Origin of the sequence: Micromonospora sp. WMMD1102 (assembly GCF_029626265.1) — a bacterium.
Lineage (GTDB): Bacteria > Actinomycetota > Actinomycetes > Mycobacteriales > Micromonosporaceae > Plantactinospora.
On the sequence record NZ_JARUBN010000001.1, the window covers coordinates 6,983,254 to 6,997,950 of the forward strand.

Annotated in this window: 13 protein-coding genes and 1 pseudogene; 6 read left to right on the top strand and 8 right to left on the bottom strand. The window is 73.1% G+C overall.

Annotated elements, in window-relative coordinates:
• Window positions 1-7: 7 nt before the first annotated feature.
• Both O7626_RS31635 and O7626_RS31640 read left to right on the top strand, forming a co-directional pair.
• Window positions 8-631 (top strand): annotated as a pseudogene (locus O7626_RS31635) (HAD family phosphatase); the annotation flags it as partial.
• A gap of 9 nt (window positions 632-640) precedes the next feature.
• Window positions 641-1,012: an Mth938-like domain-containing protein gene (locus O7626_RS31640; RefSeq protein WP_278066400.1), complete on the top strand. Its 372-nt coding sequence runs from the start codon at window positions 641-643 to the stop codon at window positions 1,010-1,012.
• A 17-nt stretch (window positions 1,013-1,029) separates the two neighbouring features.
• Here the strand turns inward: O7626_RS31640 and O7626_RS31645 are convergent, their stop codons facing one another.
• Window positions 1,030-1,233 (bottom strand): winged helix-turn-helix transcriptional regulator, encoded by a 204-nt coding sequence (locus O7626_RS31645; protein WP_278066401.1) that lies wholly within the window; start codon window positions 1,231-1,233, stop codon window positions 1,030-1,032.
• Here O7626_RS31645 and O7626_RS31650 point away from each other — a divergent pair.
• Both O7626_RS31650 and O7626_RS31655 read left to right on the top strand, forming a co-directional pair.
• Complete coding sequence (locus tag O7626_RS31650; protein ID WP_278064682.1) at window positions 1,163-2,128, top strand: SDR family NAD(P)-dependent oxidoreductase; 966 nt, start codon at window positions 1,163-1,165, stop codon at window positions 2,126-2,128. The two genes, O7626_RS31645 and O7626_RS31650, sit on opposite strands and share 71 nt — an antisense overlap.
• A 640-nt stretch (window positions 2,129-2,768) precedes the next feature.
• Window positions 2,769-3,596 (top strand): FkbM family methyltransferase, encoded by an 828-nt coding sequence (locus O7626_RS31655; RefSeq protein ID WP_278064683.1) that lies wholly within the window; start codon window positions 2,769-2,771, stop codon window positions 3,594-3,596.
• A 100-nt stretch (window positions 3,597-3,696) separates the two neighbouring features.
• On the opposite strand, the gene O7626_RS31660 is transcribed toward O7626_RS31655, so the two are convergent.
• Window positions 3,697-5,562 (bottom strand): acyltransferase family protein, encoded by a 1,866-nt coding sequence (locus tag O7626_RS31660; protein WP_278064684.1) that lies wholly within the window; start codon window positions 5,560-5,562, stop codon window positions 3,697-3,699.
• 249 nt (window positions 5,563-5,811) lie between these two features.
• Between O7626_RS31660 and O7626_RS31665 the strand changes: the two genes are divergently transcribed.
• Window positions 5,812-6,837 (top strand): NADPH:quinone reductase, encoded by a 1,026-nt coding sequence (locus O7626_RS31665; protein ID WP_278066402.1) that lies wholly within the window; start codon window positions 5,812-5,814, stop codon window positions 6,835-6,837.
• 72 nt (window positions 6,838-6,909) lie between these two features.
• Here O7626_RS31665 and O7626_RS31670 read toward each other — a convergent pair whose 3' ends face one another.
• From O7626_RS31670 to O7626_RS31685, 4 genes are all read right to left on the bottom strand, one after another.
• A complete protein-coding gene (locus O7626_RS31670; protein ID WP_278064685.1) occupies window positions 6,910-7,815 on the bottom strand; it encodes a sialidase family protein in 906 nt (301 codons plus the stop codon).
• A gap of 497 nt (window positions 7,816-8,312) precedes the next feature.
• Window positions 8,313-8,846, bottom strand: coding sequence for a sigma-70 family RNA polymerase sigma factor (locus O7626_RS31675; protein WP_278064686.1), 534 nt, complete (start codon window positions 8,844-8,846; stop codon window positions 8,313-8,315).
• A gap of 143 nt (window positions 8,847-8,989) precedes the next feature.
• Window positions 8,990-9,904 carry an NADP-dependent oxidoreductase gene (locus O7626_RS31680; RefSeq protein WP_278064687.1) on the bottom strand — a complete coding sequence of 305 codons (915 nt, stop codon included), beginning with the start codon at window positions 9,902-9,904 and terminating at the stop codon, window positions 8,990-8,992.
• Window positions 9,905-10,057: 153 nt separating this feature from the next.
• Window positions 10,058-11,686, bottom strand: coding sequence for a long-chain fatty acid--CoA ligase (locus O7626_RS31685; protein ID WP_278066403.1), 1,629 nt, complete (start codon window positions 11,684-11,686; stop codon window positions 10,058-10,060).
• Window positions 11,687-11,800: 114 nt separating this feature from the next.
• On the opposite strand from O7626_RS31685, the gene O7626_RS31690 reads away from it, so the two are divergent.
• Window positions 11,801-12,295, top strand: coding sequence for an NUDIX domain-containing protein (locus O7626_RS31690; RefSeq protein ID WP_278064688.1), 495 nt, complete (start codon window positions 11,801-11,803; stop codon window positions 12,293-12,295).
• A 7-nt stretch (window positions 12,296-12,302) separates the two neighbouring features.
• Here the strand turns inward: O7626_RS31690 and O7626_RS31695 are convergent, their stop codons facing one another.
• Together O7626_RS31695 and O7626_RS31700 are read right to left on the bottom strand one after the other, a co-directional pair.
• On the bottom strand, window positions 12,303-13,931 hold the full coding sequence (locus O7626_RS31695) for an MDR family MFS transporter (protein WP_278064689.1): 1,629 nt from the start codon (window positions 13,929-13,931) through the stop codon (window positions 12,303-12,305).
• A gap of 140 nt (window positions 13,932-14,071) precedes the next feature.
• Complete coding sequence (locus O7626_RS31700) at window positions 14,072-14,620, bottom strand: type 1 glutamine amidotransferase domain-containing protein (protein ID WP_278064690.1); 549 nt, start codon at window positions 14,618-14,620, stop codon at window positions 14,072-14,074.
• Window positions 14,621-14,697 lie beyond the last annotated feature (77 nt).

Here is a 14,697-nt window from a genome sequence, read left to right on the forward strand (position 1 = left end):
TGGAGCCGTGGTGGATGCGGTGGTCTTCGACCTGGACGGCGTACTCGTGGATTCGGAACCGGTCTGGGAGCGGGTCCGGCGGCGCTACGTCGACGCCGTCGGCGGCCGGTGGCAGCCCGACACCCAGCGCCGGCTGATGGGGATGAACACCGCCGAGTGGAGCGGCTACCTCGGCGAACTCGGCGTACCCGGCGGCCCCGAGAAGATCGCCACCGACGTCGTCGACGCGATGGCAGCGGAATACCGCAACCACCTGCCGGTGATCGACGGTGCGCCGGACGTGGTCCGCCGGCTCGCCCAACGCTGGCCGCTCGGGCTGGCCAGCTCGTCCCCGCGCCGGCTGATCGACGTGGCGCTGGACGCGATGGGGCTCACCGACCAGTTCCGGGTGACCCTCTCCACCGAGGAGGTGCCCCGGGGCAAGCCGGCCCCGGACGCCTACCTGACCGTCGCGCGCCGTCTCGACGTGCCGCCGGGCCGCTGCGTCGCGGTCGAGGACTCCAGCAACGGGGTACGTTCGGCCGCCGCCGCCGGCATGCGGGTGGTGGCGGTCCCGCACGGGTCGTACCCGCTCGACCCGGACGCCGAGCAGCTCGCCACGGTGGTCCTGGCACACGTCACGGAACTCACCGAGGAGACGGTGCCGGCGGCCCGGTCGCCACGGATCCAGGAGATCTCCTGGGGCCGGATGACGGTCGACGGGCTCGGCGAGGGGAAGGACTTCAAGCTCTATCCCGGCGGCGGCCGGCCGTGGGACTGGACCGAGACCGGCACCCGGCACGAGCCCGGGATCCAGCCCGCCGACGTCGAGGAACTGCTCGACAACGGCGCCACCCTGGTGGTGCTCTCCGAGGGTTTCGACGGGCGGCTCAGGGTCGATCCGGCGACGCTGCGGTTCCTCCAGGACCGGGCGGTCGAGGTGCACGTGGCCCGGACCGAGGAGGCCGTCGAGCTGTACAACACGCTGGCCGCCAGGGAGCCGGTGGGCGGCCTCTTCCACTCCACCTGCTGAACGACCCGACGCCGGGCTTATCCTGCCCCGGCGGCACCCGAGCCGGCCCGGTCGTCGTGCCGGGCCCGGGCCCGGTCGATGGCGGGCTGGTTGGCCATCGCCCACTCGCCGAGCGCGACCACCAGCGGCAGCAGCGAGCGCCCCAACCCGGTGAGGGCGTACTCCACCCGGCCGGCGACCGCCACCGGCCCGGTACGGCTGACCAGCCCGTCCCGGACCAGCCGTCCGGTCCGCCTCGGTCACCGGCACCCGGATGCCGGCCGCCACCGCCACCGACCGCTCCTCAGGGAACATGGATGTGCCCTCTTTCCCGCCTTCGTCAGCCGACCGAGGATCAGCAGGCTGCTGACCGGCGGCGACCGGGTGGTGGTGGTCGGCAGCACCGCTGCCGGCGGTGCGGCACTGCGCGCCGAGGCGGTCCGGGCCGGCCACGCCGACCGGCTCGACTTCCACCGGACCGATCTCGCCTCGATGGCCGGCACGGCCGCGCTCGCCGAGCGACTGCGCGACCGGCACGAGGTGCTCGACGCCCTCGTCCTGGGCGCCGGGCGTTTCAACACCCGGCGCGTCGAGACCGCGGAGGGCTTCGAACGGACCTTCGCGCTCTACACCCTCAGCCGGTTCCTGCTGCCGGAACTGCTGCGCGAGTCGCTGGCCAGGGCGGTACGACCGGTGGTCCTGAACCTCTGCGGCACCGGCGGGATCCGGGCCGGCCGGATCCACTGGGACGACCCGCAGCTGCGGCGACGGTACAGCGGTTTGCGGGCCACCATGCAGGGCGCCCGCGTCAACGACCTGCTCGGGGTCTCCTTCGCGGCCCGGTACGGCGACAGCGGGATCCGGTACGTGCTCTACAACCCGCTCTTCGTCGACACCGGACTGGCCGACCCGTTCCCGCAGCCGGCCAGGTCGCTGGTCCGGCTGGCGGCCCGGCTCTTCGCCACCCGGGTGGAACAGATCACCCCCGGGCTGCTCGACCTGCTGACCGACCCACCGGCCCGGCCGCTCTCGGCCTTCCGCCGGAAGACGCCGGTCGACCTGGGCCGCCCCGAGTTCGATCAGGAGACCGCCCTACGGCTGCACCGCGTGCTCGCCGAGCTGACCGCTGACCGCTGATCGCTCACCGGCCCGGTGTCGGCACGAGTTCCCGCCAGCGGCAGCGCCGTCTCCCGGCGGCGGTATACCTGTTCGCGAGACTGTCGAGCTGCCCCGTTTGTGCACCCAACCCGGGTCGGCGCGACCGACCCCCTCCGGGGCAGCCGGAGGCGCAGCCGGACCGGTCCGCGCCACCGGCGAACCTCCGCACCCCGAACTCGGGCCGGACTGGTGTCCTATTCGTGCGCCCAGCTCTAAAGCTTCGTCGGTGGACTACCCCGGCCAGCTTCCCGAGCCGCTTCCGGTTCTCCCGCCGGAGCCGCGCCGGGGCCGCGCCCGAACCGTCTCGGAACCGCGCCAGCGCCGTGTCGGCTTTCCGACCCTTCGGAGGTGCGTGCGGCCAACCCCCGCCGTGCGCGCGGCCGGACGGGGCATGCCGGGACGGGTCACCGGGCCGGCGGAACGGTGCCGGACAACGGAGTTTGTGCCGGGGTACGCCCGGATGCGCCGGGACTGTCCGGCGCACCAGTCACCAGCAGGGATAACGCGAGAGGATTCCGCGTCTCACTTCACTGAGTATCTGCACTGTTGCTCTAGGTGATTGTCTGCTTAACATGCCCGGGGAACAGCCCCCGACCCGATCCGCGAGAACGGTCAAGGTATGTCATCTTTTCGATCGACACTGCGCCGTGCCTTCCACCAGTCCGGCGCCCAGCACGTGCGCCGGGCCGCACACCGGATCGCCCTGCGCACCCGGGCAGGGGCGTTCCGCAACGAGATCGGCGTGGTACTGCACGCCGACCACACCGACATCAGGGGCACCGAACTCGCCGTCTACAAGGGCAACCTCGACCGGAAGGCGGTGGCGGCCTGGCGGCGCCTGGTCGCCGAGGTCCGGCCCACGGTGGCGGTCGACGTCGGCGCCAACTACGGCGAGGTGGCGTTCTCGACCTGCTACTACGGGCTGCGCGAGCTGCACCTCGTCGAGCCGAACCCGGCCGTACTGCCCTGGCTGCGCAAGACCGTCGCGGCGGCCACCGGCGACTACCCGGGTACGGTGCTGCACGCCGGCGCCGCCAGCGACCGGGCCGGCACCGCAAGGCTCTACCTGCACGAGCACACCGGCGTCGCCTCGCTGCGGGTGCCCAACGACCGGGGCGTCGAGGTGGAGTGCTTCCGGTTGGACGAGCGGATCCGGCTCGGCGCCGACGACGCGCTGCTGTTCAAGATCGACGTCGAGGGGCACGAGCAGGCCGCGCTGGAGGGGATGGCCGGGCTCTTCCACCGGCGCCGGGTCGCCGGCATCTGCGAGGTGCTGCACGCCGACGACGACCTGCTGAAATATCTCTGTGCCACCTTCGCGGTCGCCCTGCAACAGGCCGGCCGCGAGCAGCCGGTGGACGAGTCGCAGTTGCGCGACACCGTCGCCCGGGCCAGGGAGACCGGCTGGGGCGACCTCAGCAAGGACGTCGTACTCCGCTCCCGCTGACCGCCGATCCGCTCCCCGGGCCAGCCGAGCGCGCGGCCGGACGGCCACCGACGGGGGCGGACGGCCACCGATCGCCGACGGGGCGGGCGAGCGCCGGCCGCTACGACGCGCAGACGAACCGGGGATCGGCCCAGACGCCGACCGCGCCGCCCGAGGAACTGCTGGTCACCAGGTCCACGACGCTGGCCTGGGCGATCACCACGTCGATCTGCTCGGCGGTGTCCGCCCGGCTGCGTACGCCCGACTCGAAGACGGTCACGTCGTCCGCGCGCACCGCGAAGGCGACCTCGACGTCGTCGGCACCGACGTCGATCACGGCCTGGAGCCGCTCACAGCCGGCCGGCGGCTGCACCCGGACCCGGCCCGGCGCGGCGGTCAGCACCGCGCGCGGATAGACCTGGCCCTGCACGGTGACGGAACCCGGCGCCGACCCGGTGGCCGGGGCCGGCGACGGCCGCTCGGAGTCGCCGTCCACCAGCATCGGCAGGTCGGAGAGGTGGTAGGTGACCTCGGGCGGGGCGGGCTGGGCCTGGCTGCGGGTCGTCACCCCGGGCCACAGGTTGAGCGCCATCACGCCCAGGCCGACGGCGAGCACCGCGACGGTCGCGGCCATCGCCCGGTGCCAGCGCCGCACCGACCCGGCCGGCGCCGTCCGGGCCGCGACAGCCGGCGCCGTCCGGGTTACGGCGGGCGGCGCCACGGCGGGCAGCGCCGTCCGGGTCGCGGCGGGCGGCGGAGGCCCGGCCGGTGCGGGGCCGGCCACGGCAGCGGGTACGCCGGCAGCGGCACCCCGGCCGGACGGCGCGGCAGTGGCGGGCCGGCGCCGGGACCGGCCGACCCCGGCAGGCAGCAGCGCCGGGCGGCGGCGGGCGGCCAGGTCCTCGATCCAGCCGAACAGCGCCACCGCCACCGCCACCAGCAGCCAGACGGCGGCCAGCCGGACGGTGACGGTCTGCACCCAGCCGGAGACGGCCAGCGGGGCGATCAGCGCCCCGGCCACCACCGCCAGCGGCAGGTGCCACAGATAGATGGTGACCGCGCGGGCGTTCAGCAGCGCCACCAGGCGGTCCAGCAGGCGGAGCCGGGCCAGCCAGTCGAGTCGGGGCCGGAACCGGAGCACCGCCGCGACGAACGCCATCGACCACAGCGTGTTGCCGCCCGCGATCCGGTTCAGGTCGTAGTTGCCGGTCGACCAGCCGACCGCGAGCACCCAGCCGGCGCCGGTGACCGCGAGCAGCCCGACGCCGAGCGCGTACCGCCGGGCCGGGATGCGGCGCAGCAGACCGTCGTGGTGCGCGAACCCGAGCATCCAGCAGGCCAGGTAGGTGCTGACGTTCAGCGCCTGCTCGTTGAAGTACCCGCCGATGTTGACCACGTCGAACCGGAAGGCGATCGGCAGCGCGACCGCCACCGCCAGGCTGTACCAGGGCCAGCGGCGGAACGCGGCGAGCAGGACCGGCGAGAGCAGCACCAGCCACAGGTAGGTGACGATGTACCAGAGCACCACGTTCCAGGCCCAGGCCCAGGGCTGGTCCCCGACCGGCGGGGTACGGGCCGGGAAGATCCACCAGGCCAGCTCGCCCCAGCCGAGCGCCGCCCCCGGTGCGGTACGCCAACCGGTGACCAGCAGCAGCGTGACCGCCACCGCCCCGAACCCCCACAGCGGGGGAAGCAACCGGCGCAGCCGGCGGCCGACCGCCTTCCCGCCGGTACGGTCCAACGAACCGGCCATCAGCGAACCGGCGAGGGCGAACATCAGCCCCATCGCCGGGAACAGCACGGTGAGCCAGATCCAGCCGAGTACGTGGTACGTCACCACCCGGACCAGCGCCGCCGCCCGCCACAGGTCCAGCCAGCGGTCCCGGCCACCCGGCGGGCCACCGGGCGGGGCGGGTGTGTCGTGGCTCACCGGTTCGGCCGACGCCGGGACCGCAGCCGCCATCGAAGGCTCGGCTGAGGTTCTCATCGGCGTCTCCACGTCTCCGGTCGGCCCGACGGACCCTTGCCCAACAGTCCTATCCCACAAACCTGAACGAACCCTGAGCAGGCGTTCATGCCGTGCGCCGAATGTGACGCCAGCCACCGGCCCGGCGGCGGGGAAACCCGGCGATCCACCCGTTCGGGCAGCAAGATGGTGATCGGCCGTGGCGCGTACCCCGGGCCGGCGGATCGAGACGAGAGGTGGTCGGACGTGGCAGCACCGGAGGAGTCGACGATGAAGGCGGCCGTCTACCAGCGCACCGGCGATGCGTCCGTGATCGAGGTGCTGGACCGGCCGGTGCCGGAGCCGGGTCCGGGCGAGGTGCTGGTCCGGGTCGCCGTCTCCGGGGTGAACCCCACCGACTGGAAGTCACGGCAGGGCGACGGCTCCGGCGCACCGCCCCCGCACGGCTGGCAGATCCCGAACCAGGACGGTGCCGGGATCGTCGAGTCGGTCGGTACCGGCGTCGACGCCAAGCTGCTCGGCGAGCGGGTGTGGATCTGGGAGGCGGCCTGGCAGCGGCCCTGGGGCACCGCGGCGGAGTACACGGTGGTACCGGTACGCCAGGTGGTGCGGCTCGGTTCCGCCTCGTTCGACCTCGGCGCCGCCCTCGGCATCCCGTTCATGACCGCGCACCGCTGTCTGACGGCCGGCGAGACGATGCCGGACCGACTCGACGTCGGGGCGCTGACCGGGCGCACCGTACTGGTCCAGGGTGGGGCGGGTGCGGTCGGCAACGCCGCCATCCAGCTCGCCCGCTGGGCGGATGCCACGATCATCGCCACGGTCAGCAGCCCGGAGAAGGCGCAGCTGGCGGTCGCGGCCGGCGCCTCCCACGTGATCAACTATCGTGAGCAGGACGTGGTGGCCGAGGTCCGGAAGGTCGCGCCGGGCGGGGTGGACGCGATCGTCGAGGTCGCCGCCGCCCGCAACGCCGAGGTCGACTGCCAGGTGATCGGCGCCAACGGCGCGGTCGCGGTGTACGCCGACGACGGCGGCGCCGCGCTCACTCTGCCGGTCCGCCCGCTGATGGTGCCGAACGCCCGCTGGCAGTTCGTCCTCGTCTACACGCTGCCGACGGTCGCCAAGGCGCACGCGGTGACCGACGTCGCCGCCGCCGCGTCCGCCGGGGTGCTCCGGGTCGGCGCCGAGGCGGGGCTGCCGCTGCACTACTACCCGCTGGACGAGGTGGCCCGGGCGCACGAGGCCGTGCAGAACTCGGCGGTCGGCAAGGTGCTGGTGGTGACAAGCGACTCCTGACCCCGCCCCGCGCGGCGGCGCCGGTCCGCCGGGTGCCGCCACGACGGGCCGGGTGCCGCCACGACGGGCCAGTCAGCGGCGGACCGTGGGCGGGTTGACGTGCCACCACTGCCTGCCGTCGGCGGAGAGCCATCCGACGGAGGAGTCCTGGTTGCCGGACTGTGCGTACCCGCCGGGGACGGCGACCGCCGACGCGCCGGGCCCGACCGGGATCTCCCGGAGCCGCTCACCCCGGTCGAGGCCCTCGAACATCAGCGGGTTCTCGCCGGCCAGGATGCCAGCCTGGATCAGCAGTGTGCCGTCCGGCCGGAGCGCTGCCTCGATCCTCCGGTCGCCGACCTCGGCCCGCGCGGCCGTACGCTGCCAGCTCCGCCCCTGGTCCGCACTGCGGTACACCCGCAGGTCGCCGTCGACCTGACCGACCGCGTACGCCACCCCGTCGCCGATCGCCAGGTCAGCCGCACCGAAGTTGCCGCCGGCAGCGACGTCCTCGGGGAGGACCGACCGCCGCCAGGTCCGCCCGCCGTCCCGGCTGGTGCTTATCGCGCTGCCGCTGAAGATGACCGCCCCCTCCGAGACGGTGCCGTTCGGCTCCTGCACCGAGCCGACTCGTTTGTCCGTCCAGCCGGTGGCCCACAGTCCGGCCCCGGCTGGTAGGCCCTCGATCACCCGGGCGCCGTGCAGCGGCACTAGTCGGGCGAGCTTGACGACGTCCCCGGTCGTCGGGTCCGCCGCGAGCACGGTCAACCCGTCGATGCCGGACCTCCGCTCCACCGGCCGGAACGTCTCCGGCACCGCGGCGACCTCGGTGATCCCGGTCCTCCGCCAGTTGACCCCGCCGTCGGTGCTGGCCAGCCAGAACTCCTCGCGCCGCTGGATGTCGATCCACCCCTCGGCGGTTCGCGGATTTGTCTGCACCTCGGCGACAAGCGTCCGGGGCGCCACCACCCGCAGGTGGACCCCGCTGTTGTCCGGCACCGGCAACTGGTACGACCTCCAACTCGCGCCCCCCGTCCACGCTGGCCGCGAGCCGGATCGCGCAGTTGTTGTCACCCTGGCAGTCGCTGTACCGCAGGTAGAGGTGGCGCAGGTCGCCGGCGAGTATCCGGCCGGTCAGCGTCGACGGATTCGGCACACCGCCGACGGCCGAGGCGCTCGGTCCCGGCGTCGGCACCAGGTCTGGCGTGCGGTCGGGTCTGAGCGGCGGGCCGAGGGTGCGACCGGTCACCACCGCCGTCACCGGGCGGCAGGACACGCCAGACGGCCCCGGCGCCGACGGCGACCACGGCTGCCAGCGTGGCGGCACCGGCTGCCCGGGTACGCCGCTGCCGCTGCCGCGCTCGGCGTTCCACGTCGGCGAAGTGCGGCCGGAACGCGGCCTGAGCCGTCTGGCCGAGGCCGGAAAAATCGAATTCGGACATGGAGAACCTCCGGTTGGAGCGGGTATCGGTCACGATGGATGAGAACCGGACGGTTCAGCGACGCTGCGTCCTGCCACCGACGGTGGCGGTGCTTCCCGGACCGGACGACTCGATCACGTGCCCGGCGAGGGCCTGCCGGCCGCGTACCAGTCGGGCCTTGACGGCATCCACCGAGCAGCCGAGCGTCGCGGCTACCTCGGCCACCGGCAGGTCGCCGAGGTGGTGCAGCACCACGGTCTCCCGGATGGCCCGGGGCAGCCGTTGCAGGGCCGCGACCAGTGCCACGTGGTCCGGCGACAGTTCCGGGCTGGCCCGGTCGGCCCTGCCCAGCCGGCCGGAGCGGATCAGCCGGTCGAGCCACAGCCGGCGCCGGAACCGGCGCCGGGCCACGTTCAGCGCGACGGTGCGCAGCCACGCCTCCGGGTTCTCGACCTGGCGGAACCGGCCCGGCCGGGCCAGCGCCCGGACGAACGCCTCCTGCACGGCGTCCTGCGCCTCGGCGTAGTCGGCGGTCACCCCGAAGAGCTGGGCCACCAGCCGGGCCGCCGAAGCCGCGTACACCTCTCGAATTGCCTGCTGTCCGTCCACACCATCCCCTGCCTACCGACCGTGTCACTCCTACGACCCCTGGCCGGGGAGTCCGGTGACATCCGGGATCGATGGCCGCCTGCGGTGGCCGGTCGGTGCTGGTGGTGGTGCCACGGCTCCGCCCCTGGAGGCGGTGGACGAGGCTACGGGACGAGGACGATCTTTCCGCGCAGCCGGCCCGCCGCCACCAACCGGTGCGCGTGGGCCGCCTCCGCCAGCGGCAGCGAGGCGGCGACCCTGGTCCGCAGCCGCCCCTTGGCGACCTCGGTCATCAACTCCGCCAGCCTCGGCTGGTCGAGCCGGATCAGCACCGTCTGCTGCCGGATCCCGCGCGGCGGGTCGAGCGGTGGGACCGGCCGGGTCGTCACCAGGATGCCGCCGTCGGCGAGCGGGGCCGCGGCCGGCGCCCCGACCGGCACCGCGTCGAGGACCGCCGGAACCGGTTCGAGGTCGGACAGGTCGGCGGAGCGGGGCAGCACCTCGGCCACCCCGAGGCCGCGTACCCACTCCTCGTCGTCGGAGCTGGCGACTGCGATGACCCGGTGTCCGGCCCGGGCCGCCAACTGGGCGGCGAAGCCGCCCACCCCGCCGCTGGCGCCGGTGACCAGCACCGTCGAGCCGGGAGCCAGCGACATCATCGCCAGCGCCTGCCGGGCGGTCAGCGCGTTCAGCGGTACGGTCGCCGCCTCGGTCGCGTCCAGTTCGTCCGGTACGCCGACCAGCCAGTCCGGCTTGGCCACCACGAACTCGGCGTACGCCCCGACGGCGCCCCGGGTGAGATACCACGGCACCATCCCGGCGACCCGGCTGCCGGGCCGGTGTCCGGGCACCCCGTCGCCGACCGCCAGCACGTCACCGGCGAAGTCCCAGCCGAGCAGGAACGGCGGCTCGACCGGTCCACCGGGAATGTGCCCGGTCCGGGCGGCCAGGTCGGCGGGGTGCACCGCCGCCGCGCGTACCCGGACGAGGATCTCGCCGGGGCCGGCGACCGGGTCCGGTCGCTCGACCACCCGCAGCACACCGGGACCGCCCAGTGCCGTCACCGCCACCGCTCGCATCGCCAACCCCTTCCGCGTGGCCAACATCCTTCCGGCGCGACTTCGGGTTGGCAACGGGTCACCCGGGAAGAACGGACCGGCAGGTGACGGCAGGTGCGCTGGTCGGCCGAGCGCCGACGGCTCACGGGTGACGGCCGACAGCCGGACGTACGGTCAGGGCAGTTCGATCACCTCCAGGGTGCCGGCGGCGTAGTCGGCGCGTACCCGCTTCTTGTCGAACTTGCCGACCGAGGTCTTCGGCACCCCGTCGACGAACGACCACCGCTCGGGCAGCTGCCATCCGGCGACCCGGTCGGCGAGGAAGTCCCGCAGTTCCTCGGCACCGACCGTGGCGTTCTCCTGGCGTACCACCGTCGCGAGTGGACGCTCCTCCCAGCGCGGGTCCGGTACGCCGACCACGCACGCCTCCAGCACCGCCGGGTGGGCCATCAGCGCGTTCTCCAACTCGACCGAGGAGATCCACTCGCCACCGGACTTGATCACGTCCTTGGCCCGGTCGGTGAGGGTGATGAAGCCGTCCGCCGAGAGCGTGCCGACGTCACCGGTACGCAGCCAGCCGTCCCGGAACTTCTCCTCGTCGGGTGCGTCGTCGCCGACGTACCGGGCGGTCACCCACGGCCCGCGCACCTCCAGCTCGCCGACGGAGCTGCCGTCGGCGGGCAGCTGCCTGCCGTCCGGGCCGACGATCCGGGCGGCGACCCCGGCCGGCACCCGGCCCTGGGTGTAGCGGTAGCGCCAGGCCGCCTCGCCGGTCGCCCCGGCCGGCGGGCGGGCCACCGAGCCGAGCGGGGACATCTCGGTCATCCCCCAGGCGTGGATCACGTCGATCCGGTGCCGCTCGGCGAAGGCGTGCATCAGCGCGGGTGGGCAGGCCGAGCCGCCGACGATCACCTCGGTCAGCGAGGAGGTGTCCACCTCGTTGTTGTCCAGGTAGTTCAGCAGGTCGGTCCAGATCGTCGGCACCGCGCCGGCCAGGGTGGGCCGCTCGGCCGCGATCATCTCGGCGATCGGCGCACCCTGGAGGAACCGGTCCGGCATCACCAGCGAGGCACCGCACATGAAGGCGGCGTACGGGATGCCCCAGGACATCGCGTGGAACATCGGCACGATGGCGAGTTCCCGGGTGGTCGGGCCGAGCCCGAACGACTCCGGCAGGCAGATCTGCACCGAGTGCAGCCAGATCGACCGGTGCGAGTAGGCGACGCCCTTCGGGTTGCCGGTGGTCCCCGACGTGTAGCAGAGCGCCGCGGCGTCCCGCTCGTCCAGCTCCGGCCAGTCGTACCGGTCCGGCCTGTCGCGCAGCAGGTCGTCCCACCGGTGTACGGCGACCCGCCCGCCGCCGGCCGCCAGCAGCCGCTCCGGGTCACCGTCGCCGACCACCACGACGTGCTCTACAGTGGACATCTCGGGTAACGCCATGGCCAGCAGCGGGATAAGGGTCGAGTCGACGAGCACCACCCGGTCCTCGGCGTGGTTGGCGATGTAGGCCACCTGGCCGGGAAAGAGGCGGATGTTGAGGGTGTGCAGCACGGCGCCCATGCTCGGCACCGCGAAGTAGGCGACCAGGTGCTCGGCGTTGTTCCACATGAAGGTGGCGACCCGCTGGTCACCGGTGACCCCGAGGTCGTCCCGGAGCGCGTGCGCGAGCCGGGCCGCCGCCGCACCGACCTCGGCGTACGTCGTCCGGCGGGAGCTTTCGCCCAGCCAGGTGGCCACCTCGGCGCGGCCGTGCACCGTGCTGCCGTGTTCGAGGATCCGGGAAATGAGCAGGGGCGCGTCCATCATCGTGCTACGCATAGATCACAACCTAGTGTCGCAGCTCACATCCTGACCACCCGGAGGACGAGCCGATGAGCACCCGGAGGACGAGCCGATGAAAGGCATGGGGACGAGTCGATGAGCAGCATCCCATGGGCCGAGTCGTACCTCGGTCAGCTTCGCGCCCTGGCCGGCGACCGTACGCTGATGTTCGTCGGTGCCCGCGCCGTGCTGCGCGACGCGGCCGGCCAGGTGCTGCTGATCGAACGCTCCGACAACGGCTACTGGGCGATGCCGGCCGGCGCGATGGAACTCGGCGAGTCGATCGCCGAGTGTGCCGTCCGCGAGGTCTGGGAGGAGACCGGGCTGACCGCCGGTGCGGTGACCCCGTTCGCCATGTACACCGGCCCGGACCGCACCTTCACCAACATGTACGGCGACACGTACCAGCTCTTCGTGGTCGCCTTCCGGGTCGACGCCTGGTCCGGCGAGCTGCTCACCAGCACCGACGAGACCACGAACGCCGGCTTCTTCCCCCCGCGCTCGCTGCCCGCGCCGCTCGCCGGCACGGTGCCGGAAACCCTGGACGACCTGGCCGTCTTCGAGCGGACCAGCCAGATCGTCCTGAAATAGCCCCGGCTCAGATCATCGTCTGGGCGTTCGCCTCCATCTCGGTGGCCGCGTCGCCCCGGCGTTCCCGGGCCAGCCCCTCGTCGGAGCCGGCCGGCGGGCCGCCGCGCAGTTCGCTGTTCGGCATCGCCAGGGTGACCGCCACGGCCAGCAGGGCGATCAACCCGGCCACCAGGAAGACGGTGTGCAGCGCGTCGACGAACGACTCCTGCACGGCGGCCCGGATCGGCGCCGGCAGGGCCAGGATCCGGGACGGCTCGTTCACCGAGAAGCCCGTGGTGGCACCGGCGAACTGCGCCTGCTGGGCGGGCGGAAGCTGGGCGACGGCGCCGGGCAGCCGGTCGGCCAGCGCACCGGAGAGCCCGGTGGAGAGCACCGCGCCGAGGATCGCCACCCCGAACGAGCCGCCCAGCGACCGGAAGAAGGTGGCCGCCGACGTACCGGCGCCGAGGTCGCGCACCTCCACCGCGTTCTGCACGGCGAGGATCAGCGACTGCATGCAGAGCCCCAGCCCGACGCCGATGATCACCATGTAGACGAAGGCGTTCCAGAGCGGGGTGTCGACCTGCAACCGGGTGAAGAGCAGCATCCCGGCGACCAGTACGACCGCACCGGCCACCGGGAACCACTTGTACCGCCCGATCCGGCTGATCGCCCGCCCGGAGAGCACCGAGGTGACGATCACGCCGGCCATCATCGGCAGCATCAGCAGGCCGCTGTCGGTCGGCGAGGCGCCCTTGACGATCTGGAGGTAGAGCGGGATGAAGATGATCGACCCGAACATCACCAGGCCGAGGATGAAGCCGGCGGCGTTGGCCAGCGCGAAGGTGGACCGGCGGAAGAGCTTGAGCGGCAGGATCGGCTCGGCGACCCGGGCCTCCTGGACCAGGAAGAGCACCCCGAGCACCCCACCGGCGACGAAGAGCCCGACGATGATCCCGGAGCCCCAGGCGTACTCGTTGCCGCCCCAGCTCAGCGCGAGCAGCAGCGCGCTCACCCCGGCCACCAGCAGCCCGGCGCCGCGCCAGTCGACGGTGTGCTGCCGGCGCTGGAACGGGATCAGCCGCATGACGTGGTAGCAGACGATGATGGCCACCACCGCCAGCGGCACGTTCAGGAAGAAGATCCACCGCCAGTCGTGCTCGGCGAAGTAGCCGCCGACCAGCGGCCCGGCCACCGAGGAGACCCCGAACACGGCGCCGAAGAGGCCCTGGTAGCGGCCCCGGTCCCGAGGGGACACCACGTCGGAGATGATGGTGAAGGCAAGCGTCATCAGGCCGCCCGCGCCGAGCCCCTGCACGCCCCGGGTGACGATGAGCTGGGTCATGTCCTGCGCGAAGCCGGCGGCCAGCGAGCCGACCAGGAACGCCCCGATGGCGAAGAGGAAGACCGGGCGCCGGCCGTACAGGTCGGCCATCTTGCCGTACAGCGGGGTGGAGGCGGTGGAGGCCAGCAGGTACGCGGTGACCACCCAGGAGTAGTGGTTGATCCCGCCCAGCTCACCGACGATCGTCGGCAGCGCCGTACCGACGATCGTCTGGTCCAGGGCGGCCAGCAGCATGCCGGTCATCAGGCCGCTCATCAGGAGCAGGATCTGCCGGTGGGTCAGGGACGGGCGCGCCCCGTCGGCGGTGCTCATAGTGCCTTCTCCCCCCGTTGGCCCGGAAAATGCCTACCGCCCGTCCCCGGCTGTCCGCGCGGCCGGGCCCCGCCGATCCGCACGAGCGGTCGACGGGGCCCGGCGGGCAACCGTACGGCTGGTTCCCCGGCGCCGGAGGGTCAGTGCCGGCCCTCGGCGAGTTCCTCCACGAGCTTGGCGCAGAACGCCGGCAGGTCGTCCGGCTTGCGGCTGGTCACCAGGCCGTTGTCGACGTGGCACTCCTCGTCGACCCAGTTCGCGCCGGCGTTCGACAGGTCGGTGCGCAGGCTCGGCCAGGAGGTGAGGGTACGCCCCTTCACCACGTCGGCGTCGATCATCGTCCATGGCGCGTGGCAGATCGCCCCGACCGGCTTCCCGGCGTCGAAGAACGCCCGGACGAACCGGACCGCGTCCGGGTCGGCCCGCAGCGCGTCCGGGTTGGCCACCCCGCCGGGCAGCACCAACCCGTCGTAGGCCGTCGGGTCCGCGTCGGCCACGGTCGTGTCGACGTCGTACCGGCCGGACTTGTCCAGGTGCTGGAAAGCCTGGATCTGGCCGCTTTCCAGGGAGACCAGCTCGACCTGTCCGCCGGCCGCCTCGACCGCCTCCCGGGGCTTGGTGTACTCGACTTCCTCGACCCCGTCGGTGGCCAGGAACGCGATGCGCTTGCCCTGCAACGTCGCGGTCATGTCGATTCTCCTTTCCGAGAGCTGGGAACAGGGGGATGTGCCGCGACGACCTGATCGGTCACGTCGGCATGGAAATG